This window comes from Azospirillum sp. ST 5-10, assembly GCF_051225715.1.
Taxonomy (GTDB): Bacteria; Pseudomonadota; Alphaproteobacteria; order Azospirillales; family Azospirillaceae; genus Azospirillum.
On the sequence record NZ_JBPJSP010000015.1, the window covers coordinates 62,553 to 80,141 of the forward strand.

17 protein-coding genes are annotated in these 17,589 nt (G+C 72.7%); 9 read left to right on the plus strand and 8 right to left on the minus strand.

The features are described from left to right. Positions 1 to 3 precede the first annotated feature (3 nt). The 6 genes from ACSBPG_RS17560 to pldA are packed head-to-tail and all read left to right on the plus strand — an operon-like array spanning position 4 to position 5,902. Positions 4 to 939 carry a putative B6 ABC transporter permease subunit 1 gene (locus tag ACSBPG_RS17560; RefSeq protein ID WP_435538493.1) on the plus strand — a complete coding sequence of 312 codons (936 nt, stop codon included), beginning with the start codon at positions 4 to 6 and terminating at the stop codon, positions 937 to 939. 38 nt (positions 940 to 977) lie between these two features. Next, positions 978 to 2,153: a pyridoxamine--pyruvate transaminase gene (gene ppaT, locus ACSBPG_RS17565; RefSeq protein ID WP_435538494.1), complete on the plus strand. Its 1,176-nt coding sequence runs from the start codon at positions 978 to 980 to the stop codon at positions 2,151 to 2,153. A 44-nt stretch (positions 2,154 to 2,197) separates the two neighbouring features. Continuing rightward, positions 2,198 to 2,941, plus strand: coding sequence for a pyridoxal 4-dehydrogenase, SDR-type (gene pldH, locus ACSBPG_RS17570; protein ID WP_435538495.1), 744 nt, complete (start codon positions 2,198 to 2,200; stop codon positions 2,939 to 2,941). Further along, a complete protein-coding gene (locus ACSBPG_RS17575) occupies positions 2,938 to 3,510 on the plus strand; it encodes an amino acid synthesis family protein (RefSeq protein ID WP_435538496.1) in 573 nt (190 codons plus the stop codon). The genes pldH and ACSBPG_RS17575 overlap by 4 nt, the downstream gene beginning before the upstream one ends. Next, complete coding sequence (locus ACSBPG_RS17580) at positions 3,507 to 5,054, plus strand: GMC family oxidoreductase (RefSeq protein WP_435538497.1); 1,548 nt, start codon at positions 3,507 to 3,509, stop codon at positions 5,052 to 5,054. The genes ACSBPG_RS17575 and ACSBPG_RS17580 overlap by 4 nt, the downstream gene beginning before the upstream one ends. Before the next feature lie 32 nt (positions 5,055 to 5,086). Beyond that, positions 5,087 to 5,902 carry a 4-pyridoxolactonase gene (gene pldA / locus ACSBPG_RS17585; protein WP_435538498.1) on the plus strand — a complete coding sequence of 272 codons (816 nt, stop codon included), beginning with the start codon at positions 5,087 to 5,089 and terminating at the stop codon, positions 5,900 to 5,902. 146 nt (positions 5,903 to 6,048) lie between these two features. Here pldA and ACSBPG_RS17590 read toward each other — a convergent pair whose 3' ends face one another. Together ACSBPG_RS17590 and ACSBPG_RS17595 are read right to left on the minus strand one after the other, a co-directional pair. Beyond that, a complete protein-coding gene (locus tag ACSBPG_RS17590; protein WP_435538499.1) occupies positions 6,049 to 7,548 on the minus strand; it encodes a CoA-acylating methylmalonate-semialdehyde dehydrogenase in 1,500 nt (499 codons plus the stop codon). 53 nt (positions 7,549 to 7,601) lie between these two features. Further along, positions 7,602 to 8,963 (minus strand): aspartate aminotransferase family protein, encoded by a 1,362-nt coding sequence (locus ACSBPG_RS17595; protein WP_435538500.1) that lies wholly within the window; start codon positions 8,961 to 8,963, stop codon positions 7,602 to 7,604. Between the two features lie 110 nt (positions 8,964 to 9,073). On the opposite strand from ACSBPG_RS17595, the gene ACSBPG_RS17600 reads away from it, so the two are divergent. Both ACSBPG_RS17600 and ACSBPG_RS17605 read left to right on the plus strand, forming a co-directional pair. After that, a complete protein-coding gene (locus tag ACSBPG_RS17600) occupies positions 9,074 to 10,018 on the plus strand; it encodes a LysR family transcriptional regulator (protein WP_435538501.1) in 945 nt (314 codons plus the stop codon). Positions 10,019 to 10,120: 102 nt separating this feature from the next. Continuing rightward, positions 10,121 to 11,440, plus strand: coding sequence for a PQQ-dependent sugar dehydrogenase (locus tag ACSBPG_RS17605; RefSeq protein ID WP_435538502.1), 1,320 nt, complete (start codon positions 10,121 to 10,123; stop codon positions 11,438 to 11,440). Between the two features lie 63 nt (positions 11,441 to 11,503). Here ACSBPG_RS17605 and ACSBPG_RS17610 read toward each other — a convergent pair whose 3' ends face one another. Continuing rightward, entirely contained in the window at positions 11,504 to 11,686 is a 183-nt protein-coding gene (locus tag ACSBPG_RS17610) for a hypothetical protein (protein ID WP_435538503.1), read from the minus strand. 407 nt (positions 11,687 to 12,093) lie between these two features. Between ACSBPG_RS17610 and ACSBPG_RS17615 the strand changes: the two genes are divergently transcribed. Further along, on the plus strand, positions 12,094 to 13,527 hold the full coding sequence (locus ACSBPG_RS17615; protein WP_435538504.1) for a sigma-54 interaction domain-containing protein: 1,434 nt from the start codon (positions 12,094 to 12,096) through the stop codon (positions 13,525 to 13,527). A 134-nt stretch (positions 13,528 to 13,661) separates the two neighbouring features. Here the strand turns inward: ACSBPG_RS17615 and ACSBPG_RS17620 are convergent, their stop codons facing one another. The 5 genes from ACSBPG_RS17620 to ACSBPG_RS17640 form a co-directional block, all read right to left on the minus strand. Then, entirely contained in the window at positions 13,662 to 14,837 is a 1,176-nt protein-coding gene (locus tag ACSBPG_RS17620; protein ID WP_435538505.1) for an acetyl-CoA C-acetyltransferase, read from the minus strand. Between the two features lie 13 nt (positions 14,838 to 14,850). Further along, positions 14,851 to 15,108, minus strand: a complete 258-nt coding sequence (locus tag ACSBPG_RS17625; protein ID WP_435538506.1) for a hypothetical protein — start codon at positions 15,106 to 15,108, stop codon at positions 14,851 to 14,853. A 43-nt stretch (positions 15,109 to 15,151) separates the two neighbouring features. After that, on the minus strand, positions 15,152 to 15,805 hold the full coding sequence (locus tag ACSBPG_RS17630; protein ID WP_435538507.1) for a 3-oxoacid CoA-transferase subunit B: 654 nt from the start codon (positions 15,803 to 15,805) through the stop codon (positions 15,152 to 15,154). After that, positions 15,798 to 16,460 (minus strand): CoA transferase subunit A, encoded by a 663-nt coding sequence (locus tag ACSBPG_RS17635; protein ID WP_435538508.1) that lies wholly within the window; start codon positions 16,458 to 16,460, stop codon positions 15,798 to 15,800. Before ACSBPG_RS17635 ends, ACSBPG_RS17630 begins: the two co-directional genes overlap by 8 nt. A gap of 142 nt (positions 16,461 to 16,602) precedes the next feature. Further along, entirely contained in the window at positions 16,603 to 17,541 is a 939-nt protein-coding gene (locus tag ACSBPG_RS17640; protein WP_435538509.1) for a 3-keto-5-aminohexanoate cleavage protein, read from the minus strand. Positions 17,542 to 17,589 lie beyond the last annotated feature (48 nt).

The following is a 17,589-nucleotide window of genomic DNA, read 5'->3' on the forward strand; positions in this document are numbered from 1 at the left end:
GCCATGGACATGATCCTCTCGCAGCCGTTCCTCACCTCGCTGGTGGTCGGCCTCGTCATGTCGGGGGTGCCGCTGCTGCTGGCGGGCCTCGGCGAGCAGATCTCGGAGAAGGCCGGCGTGCTCAACATCGGCATCGAGGGCATGATGCTGATCGGCGCCTACGCCGGCTTCCTCGGCGCCTACCAGACCGGCTCGCTGTGGGTCGGCTTCCTCTGCGGCGTCGCCGGCGGCATGGCGACGGCGCTCGTGATGGGGCTGCTGTGCGTGCGCATCGGCCTCAGCCAGATCGTCATCGGCATCGGCCTGACGCTGGGCGCGGAGGGGCTGACGGCGCTGCTGCACCACGTGCAGTTCAGCCGCTCCTACCCGCGCCTGCCCGGCGTCGAGACGCTGCCCGTCCCGGGGCTGGCGTCGCTGCCCGTCGTCGGGCCGGGCCTGTTCGACCGGCACCCCGTCGTCTACCTCGCGGTGGCGCTGGCGGCGGTGATGGCGGTGCTCTACCGCCGCACCCACCTCGGCATCACCCTGCAGGCCGCCGGCGACAAGCCGGCCGCCCTCGACGGCGCCGGGGTCGACGTGATGCGCACCCGCTTCGCCGCGGTGCTGGCCACCGGCGCCTTCGCCGGCCTGGGCGGCGCCTTCATGGCGGAGGTCGGCGCCGGCCTCTTCATCCCGTTCATGACCGGCGGCGCCGGCTTCATCGGCATCGTGCTGGCGATGCTGGCGCGCGGCCGGCCGCTGTGGGTGCTGGCGGGGGCGGCGCTGTTCGGCGCCTGCCTCTCCATGACCACGGCGCTGCAGGTCGCGGGCGTGGAGATCCCGACCGACGTCATCCAGATGCTGCCGTTCGCCGCCGTGATGGCGGTGCTGGTGGTCTTCGGCCGGCGCGCCAGCCTGCCGGCGGCCCTCGGGCTGCCCTACGTCCGCGGCGCGCGCTGAGCCCGGTGTCAACGATCGTCACCAAAGGGGGGAAGGACATGGCTACGGAGCGCATCGCCGAACCGGTCTTCACGCTGAGCGCCGGTCCCGTCAACGCCTATCCCGCCGTGCTGCGCGCCCTGTCGCGCCCGGTGCTGTACGATTTCGACCCCGCCTTCCAGGCGTTCTACGAGGCGGTGGCGCGCAAGGCGGCGCGCGCCCTGCGCACCGCCGAGCCGCCGGTGATCCTGCACGGCGAGCCGGTGCTCGGGCTGGAGGCGGCGGCCGCCAGCCTGATCGGCCAGGGCGACGTGGTGCTGAACCTCGTGTCCGGCGTCTACGGCAAGGGTTTCGGCTATTGGGCGCGGCGCTACTGCGGCGAGCTCCTGGAGGTCGAGGTGCCCTACGACGAGGCGATCGACCCGGCGGCGGTGGAGGCGGCCTTCCGCGAGCGGCCGGACATCACGGTGGTCGCGGTCTGCCACCACGACACGCCGTCGGGAACGCTCAACCCGGTCGCCGAGATCGGCCGGATCGTCGCGGCGCACGGTGCCTACCTGATCGTCGACGCCGTGTCGTCCTTCGCCGGCATGGACGTCCATCCCGGGGACTGCCACGCCGATCTCTTCGTCACCGGGCCCAACAAGTGCCTGGGCTGCCCGCCGGGCCTGACCCTGCTCGCGGTCAGCGGCCGCGCCTGGGACAAGATGAAGGCGAACCCGCTGGCGCCGCGCGCCTCCATGCTCAGCATCCTCGACTGGGAGGAGGCGTGGCGCCACGACCGGCCGTTCCCCTTCACCCCGTCGGTCGCCGAGGTCAACGCGCTCGACGCCGCCCTCGACCTCTACCTGGAGGAGGGGCCGGAGGCGGTGTGGCGCCGCCACGCGCTGACCGCGCGGGCCTGCCGCGCCGGCGTGCAGGCCATGGGCCTGCGGCTGTGGCCGGCCCGCGAGGCGATCGCCTCGCCCACCACCACGGCGGTCCGGGTGCCCGAGGGGATCGACGCCGACCGGCTGCTGGCGGCCGCCCGCGACCATTTCGGCGTCAGCTTCTCGGCCGGGCGGGGCGAGACGCTCGGCCGGCTGATCCGGATCGGCCACATGGGCAGCACCGCCCAGCCGCTCTACGCCGTGGTCGGCCTGGCCGCGTTGGCCGGGGCGTTGCGCCGGCTCGGCGCGCGCGCCGACGCCGGTGCCGCGGCCGAGGCCGCGCTCGCCGCTCTGTCGGACTCCTGAAGGTCGCCCGTGGCGGCTCCAACCAGCGAACAAGGATGCAGGGAATGACTCGATTCACAGGAAAGGTCGCCATCGTCACCGGCGCCGCCCAGGGCATCGGCAAGGCCGTCGCGCAGCGTCTGGCGGCCGAGGGCGCGCGCGTCGTCGTCGCCGACCTGAACGGGGAGGGGGCCCGCGCCGTCGCCGCCGGGCTCGGCAACGACTCGCTGGGGGTGGTCTGCGACATCGCCGACCCCGACGCGGTGATGGCCCTGCACCAGATGGTCGAGGCCGAGTGCGGCGGCCTCGACATCCTCGTCAACAACGCCGCCATCGTGCCCTTCATCGCCTGGGACGACGTCGACCTCGCCCACTGGCGCCGGCTGATCGACGTCAACCTGACCGGCACCTTCCTGATGTGCCGCGCCGGGTCCGACCAGATGCGCCGGCTCGGCCGCAAGGGCCGGATCGTCAACATGGCCTCCAACACCATCTTCGCCGGGACGCCCAACATGGCGGCCTACGTCGCCGCGAAGGGCGGCGTCCTCGGCCTGACCCGGGCGCTGGCGACCGAGCTCGGCAAGCACGAGATCACGGTGAACGCGGTGACGCCGGGCCTGACCGCCTCGGAGGGCGTCATGGACAGCCCGCACAAGGACTCCTTCGCCTTCGTCGAGATGCTCCAGGCGCTGAAAGGCTACGGCCAGCCGGCCGACATCGCCGGCACGGTCGCCTTCCTCGCCTCCGACGACGCCCGCTGGATCACCGGGCAGACCATCAACGTCGACGCCGGCATGGTGCGGTGGTGAGCGCGCCGCCCCGCCTGCGCAAGACGCTGCTGCTGCGCGAGACGGTGCTGGCCGACGGCGACCGCCCGGCGGCCCGGCCGGTCGTCCGGGTGGCGGCGGTCGCCGTGCTGGAGAACCCGTTCGCCGGGCGCCCGGCCGACGACCTGACGCCGCTGGTCGACTTCGGCGCCGTCCTCGGGGCGCGGCTCGCCGGCGAGGCGGTGGCCCTGCTCGGCGCGCCGGTGGCGGCCTACGGCAAGGCGGCGATCGTCGGCGCCGGCGGCGAGGTGGAGCACGCCGCCGCGCTGCTGCACCCGCGCCTCGGCCAGCCCTTCCGGGCGGCGGTCGGCGGCGGCGCCGCCATCATCCCCTCGACCACCAAGCTGGGCGGCATGGGCATGCCGATCGACGTGCCGCTCGGCCACAAGGACGAGGTCTGGTCGTTCGACCATCTCGACGCCATGACGGTGTTCGTCCACGACGCCCCGCGCCCGGGCGAGATCGTCGCCGTGCTGGCGGTCAGCGACGGCGGGCGGCCCGACCCGCGCGTCGGCAACCGCCGCCCCGAGCCGGCGGGGCCGGCGGCATGACGGGGGCGGGCGCCTTCGACGTGGTGGTGGTGGGCGCCGGGTCCGCCGGCTGCGTGCTGGCGGCGCGGCTGAGCGAGGACCCCGGCCTGCGCGTCTGCCTCGTCGAGGCGGGCGGGTGGGAGGACGACCCCGACATCGCCGACCCCGCGCGCTGGGGCCGCCTGCCGGGCCGCCGCTACGACTGGGCCTACGCGACGGTGCCGCAGGCGGGAACCGCCGGGCGCCGCCATCCCTGGCCGCGCGGGCGCCTGGTCGGCGGGTCGAGCTGCCTGCACGCGATGGCGCACATGCGCGGCCACCCCGACGACTTCGCGGCCTGGGCGGCGGCCGGCGGCCCGGCCTGGAGCCACGACGCGCTGCTGCCCTTCTTCAAGGCGTCGGAGCGCTTCGTCGGCCCGCCGTCGCCGGTGCACGGCAGCGACGGACCGCTCACGGTGTGGCTGCCCGACGCCGAGCTGCACCCGCTGGTCCGCGCCTTCCTGGAGGCCGGCGGCGAGGCGGGCCACGCGCCGAGCGGCGACCACGCCGTGCGCTTCGACGGCCCGGCGCCCAACAGCCTGACCATCCGCGACGGCCGCCGCGTCTCGCTGGCCGACGCCTATCTGCCGGCGGCCCTGGAACGGCCGAACCTCACGCTGATGACCGGCGTCACCGTCGACCGGCTGGTCTTCGCCGGTGCGCGCGCCGCCGGGGTTGAGGGGGCCACGCGGGACGGTCCGGTCGCCGTCTCGGGCGACCGCGTCGTCCTCGCCGCCGGCGCCATTGCCTCGCCGCTGCTCCTGATGCGCTCGGGCATCGGCCCGGCCGACCAGCTGCGCGGCCACGGGATCGCCGTGCGGCTCGACCAGCCGGCGGTCGGCGCCAACCTCCACGACCATCTGCTGGCCGGCAACGTCTACACCGCCCGCCGCGCCGTCGCGCCGACGCGCACCCAGCATTCCGAGAGCATGATGTACCTCGCCGCCCGGCCGGGCGGGCAGCCCGACCGGGTGGTCGGCTGCTGCGTCCTGCCGGTGGCGGGCGAGGGGTTCGCGGCCCCCCTCGAGGGCGCGGCCTTCACCCTGCTGTTCGGGGCGACCAAGCCGCGCAGCCGCGGCACCCTGCGGTTGGGCGGCCGCGACCCCGCGGCGGCGCCGGTGATCGATCCCGCCTACCTGCGCGAGGAGGCCGACCGGGCGGCGATGCGCGCGGCGCTGGCGGCGGCACGGCAGATCGCCGCCATGCCGGCGCTCCGTCCCTGGATCGCGCAGGAGGCGCTGCCGGGCGCCGGGCTGACGGCGGCGGCGGAGCTCGACGCCTTCATCGCCCGGGCCGCCTTCACCCACCACCACCCCGTCGGCACCTGCCGGATGGGGCCGCCGGGGGAGGGCGTGGTCGACGGCACCCTCGCCGTCCGCGGCGTCGAGAACCTCTGGGTCGCCGACGCCTCGGTCATTCCCGAGATCCCCTGCGGCCCGGTCAACGCGGCGGTGGTGGCGCTGGCCGAACGGGCCGCCGCCGGGCTGTCCGGCCGCGTCCCCTGGCCGGCGCCGGCAGCCGCCTGAACGGTCGCCAACAACTGGACAACGGAGGCATCATGTCCGAAACGAAGGTGTTCATCCTCGACGGCGGCTCGCTCGTCATCGACGGCTTCCACGTCTACTGGAACCGCGGGCCGGCCGGCGAGGTGCGGTTCCCCGTCTACAGCGTGCTGATCGACCACGCCGACGGGCTCTACCTCTTCGACAGCGGCTTCGACTACGACCACGTGATGGCGGTGCTGCCGTTCGAGAAGCCGCAGCAGACCCGCGAGCAGACCATGCTGGGGGCGCTGGAGAAGGCCGGCTACCGGGCGCAGGACGTCGACTACGTCATCAACTCGCACTACCATTTCGACCATTGCGGCGGCAACCGGCACCTGCGCGAGGCCTGCACGGTCTGCCACGCCAACGAGTTCGGCCAGTGCAAGTGCCCCCAGCCCTTCGAGGTGCTGGGCTATTCCGACATGAGCTTCCACCCCGACATGCAGCGCGAGAAGCTGAAGCGCGAGGGCAAGGAGGTGCCGAACCCGGAAAGCGACGTCTGGACGCCGAAGGTCGAGCTGCTGACCGGCGACCAGGAGATCGCCAAGGGCCTCCACCTCATCGAGACGCCGGGCCACACCGCCGGCCATTACAGCCTGCTGGTCGAGCTGGCGGGCCGCCGGCCGATGCTGTTCACCGCCGACGCCTGCTACACCCGCCGCGGCTTCGACGAGGAGCTGATCGCCAGCTTCCACCTCGATCCCGTCAAGGCGGTCCAGTCGATCCGCCGGCTGAAGTCGCTGGCGCTGACGTACGACGCCGAGGTCTTCGTCAGCCACGACCTCGAGCAGTTCGGCCGGTATCGGACGGCGCCCGCCTACTATTCGTGAGCGGCGCTGCGGGCGGGAGCCTGGCTGCGGCGGCCCCCCACCCAACCCTCCCCCACTGCGCGGGGGAGGGCGTTTCTCCTCCCCCCGCGCAGTGGGGGGAGGTCGGGAGGGGGGACCGGTGCAGCCGCGTCCCGCGCCCCCGTCGGCTACTTCATCGAGGGAAAGGCGAACTGCGCGCCTTCGCGCACGCCGCCGGCCGGCCAGCGCTGGGTGATCGTCTTGCGGCGGGTGTAGAAGCGCACGCCGTCCGGGCCGTAGGCGGCGAGGTCGCCGAACAGGGAGCGCTTCCAGCCGCCGAAGGAATGGTAGGCCACCGGCACCGGCAGCGGCACGTTGATGCCGACCATGCCGACCTTGATGCGGTCGCTGAAATAGCGCGCCGCCTCGCCGTCGCGGGTGAACAGGCAGGTGCCGTTGCCGTACTCGTGGGCGTCGACCAGGTCCATGCCCTCCTGCATCGAGCGGACGCGCACGACGCACAGCACCGGGCCGAAGATCTCCTCGCGGTAGATGCTCATGTCCGGCGTCACGCGGTCGAACAGGCAGCCGCCGAGGAAGAAGCCGCCCTCGTGGCCCGGCACCACCAGGCCGCGGCCGTCCACCACCAGCTCCGCCCCTTCGGCGACGCCGCGGTCGACGTAGCCCTTCACCTTCTCGAAATGCGCGCGCGACACCAGCGGGCCCATGTCGCAGCCGGCCCCGGTGCCGGCGCCGACCTTGAGCGCGCGGAGCTGTTCGGTCAGGGCGGCGACCAGCCGGTCGGCGGTGTCGTCGCCCACCGCGACGACCACCGAGATCGCCATGCAGCGCTCGCCGCACGAGCCGTAGGCCGCCCCCATGATGGCGCCGACGGCGTTGTCGAGGTCGGCGTCGGGCATGACGATGGCGTGGTTCTTGGCGCCGCCCAGCGCCTGCACCCGTTTGCCGTGGGCGCTGCCGGTGGCGTAGACGTATTCGGCGATCGGCGTCGAGCCGACGAAGCTGACGGCCTCGACCCGCCGGTCGGTCAGCAGGGTGTCGACCGCCTCCTTGTCGCCGTGCACCACGTTCAGCACGCCGGGCGGCAGCCCGGCCTCCAGGGCGAGCTGGGCGACCAGCAGGGCGGCGCTGGGGTCGCGCTCCGACGGCTTGAGCACGAAGGTGTTGCCGCAGGCGATGGCCACGGGGTGCATCCACAGGGGCACCATGGCCGGGAAGTTGAACGGGGTGATCCCGGCGACGACGCCCAGCGGCTGGAACTCCGACCAGCTGTCGATGGCGGGGCCGACGTTCTTGGAATGCTCGCCCTTCAGCAGGTCGGGGATGCCGCAGGCGTACTCCACGTTCTCGATGCCGCGGGTCAGCTCGCCGTGGGCGTCCTCCAGGGTCTTGCCGTGCTCGCGGGTGATCAGGGCGCAGATGCGCTCGGCGTTGTCCTCCAGCACCTGGCGGTAGCGGAACAGGATGCGGGCGCGCTTGGCCGGCGGGGTGGCGCGCCAGGCGGGGAAGGCGGCCTCGGCGGCGGCGATCGCCCGCTCCGCCGTCGCCCGGTCGGCGAGCGGCACCTGGCCGACGGTGGCGCCGGTGGCCGGGTCGACGATCGGCGCGGACCGGCCGCCGGCGGGGGCCTCGGCGGCGCCGCCGATGAGATGGGGAAGCAAGGTCATGGGATCGGCGTTCCGCAGTGGGGTAGTGGGGGAGTGGGGGAGTGGGGGAGGGGTCAGGCGGCGGCGCGGACGGCGTCGGCGACGACGTCCATCAGGCGGTCGAGGTCGGCGGGCTCGGCGATGAAGTGCGGGCCGAACTGCAGGGTGTCGCCGCCGTGGCGGACGTAGAAGCCGGCCTTCCAGCAGCGCATGGCGATCTCGTAGGGCCGGCGGCCCGGGGTGCTGCCGTCGGCGGCGATCTGCACCGCGCCGGCCAGCCCGTAGTTGCGGATGTCGGTGACGTGCGGCAGCCCCTTGAGGCCGTGCAGCACCGTCTCGAAATGGGGCGCCAGGGCGGCGGCGCGCTCCGCCAGCCGGTCCCGCTCGAACAGCTCCAGCGCGGCGAGGCCGGCGGCGCAGGCGACGGGGTGGGCGGAGTAGGTGTAGCCGTGCGGGAACTCGACCAGGTGCTCGGCGCCGCCCTGGTCCATGAAGGTGCGGTACACCTCGCGGCTGGCGACGACGGCGCCCATCGGCACGGCGCCGTTGGTCAGGCCCTTGGCGACGGTCATGATGTCGGGCACCACGCCGAAGGCGTCGGCGCCGAAGGCCGCCCCCATGCGGCCGAAGCCGGTGATGACCTCGTCGAAGATCAGCAGGATGCCGTGGCGGTCGCACAGGGCGCGCAGCCGCTGCAGATAGCCCTTGGGCGGCGGCAGCACGCCGGCGGAGCCGGCCAGCGGCTCGACGATGACGGCGGCGATGTTGGAGGCGTCGTGCAGCGCCACCAGCTCCTCCAGCGCGTCGGCGAGGTGCGCGCCCTCGTCGGGCAGGCCCTTGGTGAAGGCGTTCTGCGGCAGCAGGGTGTGGGGCAGGTGGTCGGCCTCGACCCCGGCGCCGAACAGCTTGCGGTTGCCGCCGATGCCGCCCAGGCTGGTGCCGCCGAAGTTGACGCCGTGATAGCCCTTGGCGCGGCCGATCAGCCGGGTCTTGGTCGGCGCGCCCTTCAGGCGCCAGTAGGCGCGCGCCATCTTCAGGGCGGTGTCGGCGGCCTCCGACCCGGAGTTGACGAAGAACACGTGGTCGAGCCCGGCCGGCGTCATCCCCGCCAGCTTGTGCGCCAGCTTGAACGAGGCGGGATGGCCGTACTGGAAGCCGGGGCTGTAGTCGAGCTGGGCGAGCTGCCGGGACACCGCCTCGGTGATCTCGCGCCGGCCGTGCCCGGCGCCGCAGCACCACAGGCCCGACAGGCTGTCGTAGACGCGCCGGCCCTCGGCGTCCACGTACCAGGCGCCCTCGCCGCCGACGATCAGGCGCGGGTTGGCCTTGAACTCGCGGTTGGCGGTGAACGGCATCCAGTGTGCGTCGAGCTCCTCGCGGCTCAGGCCGGCGGTGCGGTCGCGGCCGGTCGGGTGCGGGCTGTCCAGGGGCGGCATCGGGCGATCTCCATGGCTGCGGCGTCGCGGCGGAAAAGCAGTGTGCACCGGCCTTCGGTTTTGGTTAAATCCAAACCACGCAAACTTCACGCAAGCGATCGCTTACCTGAATGCCCACCCCCAACGGCAAGGCCGCCCGTCCCCTGGCGGCGGTGACCGACGCCGACGTCCGGCTGCTGCGCGTCTTCAAGACGGTGGTGGAGTGCGGCGGCTTCTCCGCCGCCGAGGTGGAACTCAACATCAGCCGCGCCGCCATCAGCCTGCACATGGCCGACCTGGAGCGGCGGCTGGGGCTGCGCCTGTGCCGGCGCGGCCGGGCCGGCTTCCGGCTGACCGAGGAGGGGCGGCTGGCCTACGAGGCGACGCTGCGGCTGTTCGCGGGACTCGACAGCTTCCGCAGCGAGATCAACGCGGCGCACGGCCGGCTGCGCGGCGAGCTGACCATCGGCATCACCGACAACCTGGTGACCCTGCCGCACATGCGCGTCACCGACGCGCTGCGGGGCCTGAAGGAGCAGGGGCCGGACGTGCGGGTGAACATCCGCATGATCCCGCCCAACGAGGTGGAGCGCGGCGTGCTCGACGGCCGCCTGCACGTCGGCGTGGTGCCGGCCGGCCGGCCGCTGCCGGGTGTCGACCGCTTTCCCCTGTACGAGGAGCACGCCCGCCTCTACTGCTGCCGCGGCCACCCGCTGTTCGATGCCGCTCTCGTCGGGGCGTCGCGCGCCGCCGTCGAGGCCGCCGACGCGGTCGCCCCGACCCAGGCCCAGCAGGCGCCCGACGCGGTCCGCCTGCAGCACACCCTGAACACCACGGCGACCGCCACCGACCGCGAGGGCGTGGCCTTCCTGATCCTGACCGGCTGCTACATCGGCTTCCTGCCGACCCACTACGCCCGGCAGTGGGTGGAGCGGGGGGCGATGCGCGCGCTGCTGCCGAACACCCACCGCTACAGCGTCCAGTTCCAGGCGGTGACCAAGAAGGGGAACCAGCCCAACCCGGTGCTGGAGCGCTTCCTCGACCTCCTCAAGCAGACCCGGCCGCTGGAGGAATAGGCCGCGGCGTGTCGCGCTCAGGGGCCGGCTCGTCCCGCCTCGGGGAACCGCGGCGGTCCGACACCCGTTCACCCTGGGTCCACCAGCCATGGGATGGCCGCCATGCGTTCCTTCGGTGTCGGGGCCGCCCTCTGCCTTGCCGCCGCGCTGTCCGGCTGTGGCGACCGCGCGACCCTGCCGGTGTCGGCGGGCATCGGCCCCGCCCCCGACCTGCCGCCGCCGCGCGAGACCCTGATCCCGACGGTCAACATCGCCCCGGCCGCGGGGTGGCCGCCCGGCGCCGCGCCGGTGGCCGCACCGGGGCTGGCGGTCACCGCCTTCGCCGCCGGTCTCGACCACCCGCGCTGGCTCCTGCCCCTGCCCAACGGCGACGTCCTGGTGGCGGAGACCAACGCCCCGCCCCGTCCCGAGGACCGCGGCGGCATCACCGGCTGGATCATGGGCCTGGTGATGCAGGAGGCGGGGGCCGGCGGGCTCAGCGCCGACCGCATCACCCTGCTGCGCGACGCCGACGGCGACGGGGTGGCCGAGTTCCGCACGGCCTTCCTCGAAGGACTCGACTCGCCCTTCGGCATGGCGCTCGTCGGCGAGGACCTCTACGTCGCCAACACCGACGCGGTGGTGCGCTTTCCCTACCGCGCGGGACAGACGCGCATCACCGCGCCCGGCGCGACGGTGGTGGCGCTGCCCGCCGGACCGATCAACCACCACTGGACCAAGAACGTGGTCGCCAGCCCCGACGGGCGGCGCCTCTACGTGACCGTCGGCTCCAACAGCAACGTCGCCGAGAACGGCATCGCCGCCGAGGAGGGGCGGGCGGCGATCTGGGAGGTCGACCGCGCCACCGGCGCCCACCGCGTCTTCGCGTCCGGCCTGCGCAATCCCAACGGCCTGGACTGGGAGCCGGCGAGCGGAGCGCTGTGGGCCGCGGTGAACGAGCGCGACGAAATCGGCAGCGATCTCGTGCCCGACTACATGACCGCCGTGCGCGACGGCGCCTTCTACGGCTGGCCCTACAGCTATTTCGGCCGGCATGTGGACGAGCGGGTCGAGCCGCAGCGCCCCGACCTCGTCGCCCGGGCCGTGGTGCCCGACTACGCGCTGGGCCCCCACACCGCCTCGCTCGGCCTGGCCTTCTCGCGCCCCGGCGCGCTGCCCGCGCGCTTCGCGGGCGGCGCCTTCGTCGGCCAGCACGGCTCCTGGAACCGCCGGCCGCACAGCGGCTACAAGGTCGTGTTCGTGCCGTTCGCCGGGGGACGGCCGAGCGGCGGCCCGGTCGACGTGCTGACCGGCTTCCTCGACGCGGACGGCCATGCGCTCGGCCGCCCGGTCGGCGTCGCCGTGGACCGCCGCGGCGCGCTGCTCGTCGCCGACGACGTCGGCGACCGCGTCTGGCGGGTGACGGCGGCGGGGCGGCCCTGACGGGCGGGCCCGAGGTCCGCGCCCGCGGCGCCCGCCGGAAAAGCGCTGCGCGCGGCCCGATCCCTAGAAAAGCGCCTTGCCGTCCGGCGCCCCGGTGAGCGGCGCGGCGCGGGCGTCGGGCTCGCGGCCGCACGCCTCCTTGAGCGTGGCCGCCTGCAAGGCGGAAATGGTGCCGAGCCGGCGCAGGTCGGACAGGTCGTTCGGCTCGACGTCGCTGAAAGCCAGACAGTCTTCGAAGGTCAGCATCGTGTGGTGTCCTTTCATGTCAGCGGTTCCCACGGGAGACGGGGCGCCTGGGATCTCGCGCCTCAGGAACATGTCGCCCCTCTCCCTGCGATTCCCCGGCCGCGGCGCCTCGCCGGGTCCGGGCACGTACGACGGGGACGGCGGCCCGCGACGGCCACAACACCGTCCTGCGCGCCGCGCATGCCGCCCGCGTCCGTTTACGCAAGGACCGCGCCAAACGGAAAAACCCTTATTCCGCAACGGGTTGATTTTCCGGGACCGGACGGGGCCGGGGGGTGGTGTCCGCATCCGGCACAGGGGCTCGGGCGTACAGTGCGCCATCCCAAGAATTCTGGGCCATCGACGTGTGCCGAATATTGACGGATACTGACCGGGCTTTTGACGGGCCGGATGCGGAAGGACGCGCTATGCCGACGGAAGTGAGCGAACAATTTGCTGCGGCGCGCGCTCTGCTGGGGATGATCGACGAGATGATCGACGGCGCGCTCCTCATCGACAGGGATGCGCGCATCGTCTGGCTCAACGACCGGCACGTGTGGTTCAGCGACAAGCAGAAGGCGCTGCTGGGCATCCACTCCATCGAGGATGCGGTCGGAATGCCGGTGGAACGCCTGATCCCCCACAGCCGAATGCGCGAGGTGGTGGAGACCGGACGCTCCCTGCCGCTGGACATCATGCAGTACGGGGAGCACACGCTGCTGATCAGCCGCCTGCCCCTGCGCGACGAGCGGGGCGAGGTGATCGGCGCCATCTCCTTCGCCCTGAAGAACGGCTTTCCCTATCTCCGGCCCATCGCCGACCGCTTCAACAAGCTGCAGTCGCGCCTCGCCCGCATGGAGCAGGAGCTGGCCGCCACCCGGACGTCGAAGTACACGGCGGAGAACCTCGTCGGCTTCAGTCCGGCGATGCTCCAGCTGAAGCGCCTGGTCCGCAAGGCCGGCCAGATCACCTCGCCGGTGCTGCTGCTGGGCGAGACCGGGACGGGCAAGGAGCTGGTGGCGCACGCCGTGCACGCGGCGTCGGACCGGGTCGACCGCCCCTTCGTCGGCTTCAACGTCGCGGCCATCCCGGAGAACCTGCTGGAGGCGGAGTGCTTCGGCGTGGCGCCGGGCGCGTACACCGGTGCGGGAAAGCACATGCGGCCGGGCAAGTTCCAGCTCGCGCACGGCGGCACGCTGTTCCTCGACGAGATCGGCGACATGCCGCTGGCCCTCCAGGCCAAGCTGCTGCGCGCGCTCCAGGAGCACGAGGTCGAGCCGCTCGGCTCCAACCAGGTGGTCAAGGTCGACGTCCGCATCATCGCGGCGACCAGCCGGCCGCTGGCCGACATGGTGAAGAGCGGCGCCTTCCGCTCCGACCTGTTCTACCGGCTCAACGTCTTCCCGCTCCACCTGCCGCCCCTGCGGGAGCGCAAGGAGGATCTGGAGATCCTCGCCTCCCTCTTCTCGGAGAGGACGGCGACCAGCCTCGACCAGCCGATGCGCAACCTCACCCCGTCGGCGCTGGACGTGCTGCATGGCTACGACTGGCCCGGCAACATCCGCGAACTGGCCAACGTGATCGAACAGGTGTACGTCCGCACCGACGGCGAGCACATCGCCGCCGAGGACTTCGTCGACATCCTTCCCCACGCCGACGCTCTGCCGCCGCCGGCGCCGCACGGCCGGCGTCCGCTCGCCGACGCCATCGACGACCTGGAGCGTTCCCTCATCCGGGCGGCGCTCGACGAGACGAAGGGCAACAAGCTCGAAGCCGCGCGGACCCTCGGGCTGTCGCGCACCAACCTCTACGCCAAGCTGCGCAAGCACGGCATTCCGCTCGACGCGGCGGAGCCGTCCTGACCCGGGAAGCGGGAGGAGCGGGGCGTACGCGTGTCACGCCGGTGAGCCGAAGCGCCGGACACGCCTTGCCCCACCCTCCCCGGTGACGCGGGAGGGTGGGGCAAGGCGTGTGTCAGAGCTTCGGCCTCCCGGTGTCAGCCGCGTTCGACGCACATGGCGACGCCCATGCCGCCGCCGATGCACAGCGTGACGAGGCCCCGCCGGGCGTCGCGCCGCCGCATCTCGAACAGCAGGGTGGTCAGCACCCGCGCCCCCGACGCGCCGATGGGGTGGCCCAGCGCGATGGCGCCGCCGTTCACGTTGACCTTCGCCGGGTCCCAGCCGAGGTCCTTGTTGACCGCCAGCGCCTGCGCCGCGAACGCCTCGTTGGCCTCCACCAGGTCGAGATCGTCGACCGTCCAGCCCGCCTTCTCCAGCGCCTTGCGGCTGGCCGGGATCGGCCCGGTGCCCATGATCGCCGGATCGACCCCGGCAGCGGCCCAGGAGGCGATGCGCGCCAGCGGCTCGACGCCGCGCCGCGCCGCGTTGCCCGCCGTCATCAGCACCAGCGCGGCGGCGCCGTCGTTGATCCCCGAGGCGTTGCCAGCCGTCACCGTGCCGTCCTTGGAAAAGGCCGGGCGCAGCTTGGCCAGCGCCGCGACGGTGGTGCCGAACTTGGGATGCTCGTCGGTGTCGACCACCACCTCGCCCTTGCGGCCCTTGACGGTCACCGCGGCGATCTCGTCGCGGAAGCGACCGGCGGTGATGGCGGCCTCGGCCTTCTGCTGCGAGGCGGCGGCGAAGGCGTCCTGCGCCTCGCGGGTCAAGCCGTAGGCCTTGGCCACGTTCTCCGCGGTGGTGCCCATGTGGTAGCCGTGGAAGGCCTCCCACAGCCCGTCCTTGATCATGGTGTCCACCAGCTCGGCCGGGCCCATCTTGGTGCCGGTGCGCAGGTGCATGACGTGGGGCGACAGGCTCATGCTCTCCTGGCCGCCGACCACCATGACCTCGGCGTCGCCCTCGCGGATCGCCTGGTGGCCGAGCGCCACCGCGCGCAGCCCCGACCCGCAGACCTGGTTGATGCCGAAGGCGCTCTTCTCCACCGGGATGCCGGCGTTGACCGCCGCCTGCCGCGCCGGGTTCTGGCCCTGGCCGGCGGTCAGCACCTGGCCGAGGATGACCTCCGTCACCTCGGCCGGGTCGGTCCCGGCGCGCGTCAGCGCCTCGCGGATGACCACCTCGCCGAGCGCGTGGGCCGGCAGGGTGCTCAAGGCGCCGTTGAACGCGCCGATCGGCGTGCGGGCGGCGCCCGCGATCACGATAGCGTCCATGTCGATGGCCTCCTCAGGCGGCGGGTGCGGTGTCGTGCAGGATGCTGGTGACGCGGCGGACCTCGCCCGTGCCGCCGTCGTGCAGGCCGCGCACGGTGTTGAACGCGCGGATCTCGGCGTGGCTGGCGTGGGCGAAGAATTCCGCGGCGTGATGGGCGATCGACTGTGCCAGGGTCGGCGCGTCGGACGCGACGGGGCCGGGAAAGGCCACCTCGATCCGCAGCGTCACGGGAACGTCGACCACCACGGGCGGGGTGGGGGCGCAAGGCATGGAATGGTCTCCTGACTCTCGGAAGGCTCGGCCGGGCGGACGCTCAGCCGACGGGCATGACCGGCACGTCGGCCGGGACGATGAGCTCCGCCTCGGTGGCGGCAACCACCTGGTCGACGGAGACGCCGGGGGCGGTCTCCTTGAGGACCAGCCCGTCGCCGGTCGGCTCGATCACCGCCAGCTCGGTGACCACCAGGTCGATCCGGCGCACCGCGGTGAGCGGCAGGGTGCAGCGCCTGAGGATCTTGGGCGCGCCCTTGGCGGTGTGGGTCATGGCGACGATCACCCGGCGCGCACCCGACACCAGGTCCATGGCGCCGCCCATGCCCGGCACCATCTTGCCCGGAACCATCCAGTTGGCGAGCTGGCCGGCCTGGTCCACCTGCAGGCCGCCCAGCACGGTGACGTCGAGGTGGCCGCCGCGGATCAGGCCGAACGACATGGCGCTGTCGAACGCCGCCGCGCCGGGCACGGCGCCGATCGGGCTGCCGCCGGCGTCGGTCAGGTCGTCGTCCTCCAGGCCCGGCTCCGGCAACGCCTGCATGCCGACGACGCCGTTCTCGGACTGGAACAGGACGTCGACGCCGGGCGGCAGGTGGCGCGCCACCAGGGTCGGCAGGCCGATGCCGAGGTTGACCAGGTTGCCGTCGCGCAGCTCCAGCGCCACGCGCTTGGCGATCAGGGTCTTCTCATCCATGACGACGCTCCTTGGCGATGAGGTGATCGACGACGACGCTGGGGGTGACCACGGCGTCGGGCGGGATGACGCCGACCGGCACGATGTCCTCGGCCTCGGCGATCACCGTCGTGGCGGCCATCGCCATCAGCGGGTTGAAGTTGCGCGCGGTCAGCGCGTATTCGAGGTTGCCGAGGTAGTCGGCGCGCTTGGCCGCCACCAGGGCCACGTCGGCCTTGAGCGGCGTCTCCAGCAGGAAGGTGCGGCCGTCGACCTCGACGGTGCGCTTGCCCTCCTCGACCACCGTGCCGACCCCGGTGGGGGTGAGCACGCCGCCCAGGCCGAAGCCGCCGGCGCGGATGCGCTCGGCCAGCGTGCCCTGGGGCACCAGCTCCACCTGGATGTCGCCCTGGATCATCTGCTTCTGGGTTTCCGGGTTGAGCCCGATGTGGCTGGCGACCACGCGCGCCACCAGGCGCTCGCAGACCAGCTTGCCGATGGCGACGTTGGGCCACGCGGTGTCGTTGGCGATCACCGTCAGCCCGCTCTTGCGCTGACGCACCAACTCGTCGATCAGCCGCAGGGGCGAGCCCACCCCCATGAAGCCGCCGATCATCAGCACGGCACCGCTGGGGATGCGTTCGACCGCCTCCTCCAGCAAAATCACCTTTTTCATGGCCGATCCTTTCTGCCGCGATTTTGAAAAAAGCCCGTTCTTCCGGTGAAAAGGGCGCCACGCCCGTGTCCTGCCGGGAGCACGGGCGTTCGCCGGTGGTGTTCCTCGGTGACCGGAGGGGTCGAAATCGAGCGCCGCCCGTTCAGAGGCGTTCGGCCCAGCCGACCGCGGCGCGGCCCTTGAGCCCGAGGATCTGCCGGGCCTCGTCCGGGCCGGCGATCTCGTGGTTCAGCTCCTTGGCGATGCGCGAGATCTTCTCCACCTGCTCGGCGCTGCTGCGGGCGAGACGGCCCGGGCCGATGTAGAGGTTGTCCTCCAGCCCGACCCGCACGTTGCCGCCCAAGGTCATGGCGAGGCAGAGCAGCGGCATCTGCATCTTGCCGGCGGCGCAGCACGACCACACGAAGTTGCCCTCGCCGATCGTCTTGCGCGCCGTCTCGACCAGGAACAGCAGGTTCTCCGGCGTCGCCGGCATGCCGCCCAGGATGCCCATGACGAACTGCATGTAGACCGGGGTCTTCAGCACGCCGGTGTCGATCAGATAGCGGATGTTGTTGATCATGCCGACATCGTAGACCTCGAGCTCCGGCTTGGTCCCGATGTCCTGCATGGTGTTGGAGAAGACGTTGAGGCTGTGGAAGGTGTTGGGGAAGACGAGATCCTCGGTCGACTTCAGGTAGGGGATCTCCCAGTCGAACATGGGCTGCTTGACCTTGGCGGCCAGCGGATGGATGGCGAAGTTCATCGATCCCGCGTTCAAGGACGCCAGCTCGGGGCGCAGCACGGTGACCGGCTTGAGGCGTTCCTCCGGCGTCATGCCCAGCCCGCCGCCGGTGGTGACGCAGATGGCGACGTCGCACTGCTTGTGGATGGCGCTGCAGATGTCCTCGAACACCTGGACGTCGCTGCTGGGACGGCTGTCCTTGGGGTCGCGGGCGTGGATGTGGACCACCGCGGCCCCGGCCTTGGCGGCGCCGACCGCCTGTTCGACCACCGCCTGCGGGGTGTGCGGGAAGTACGGCGACAGGCTGGGCACGTGGACGCCGCCGGTGATGGCCGCCGTGATGACGAGCTTGCTCATAGTCGTTGTCTCCTGGTGGGGTTTTCTTGCGAGACGGTGTTGTTGGAG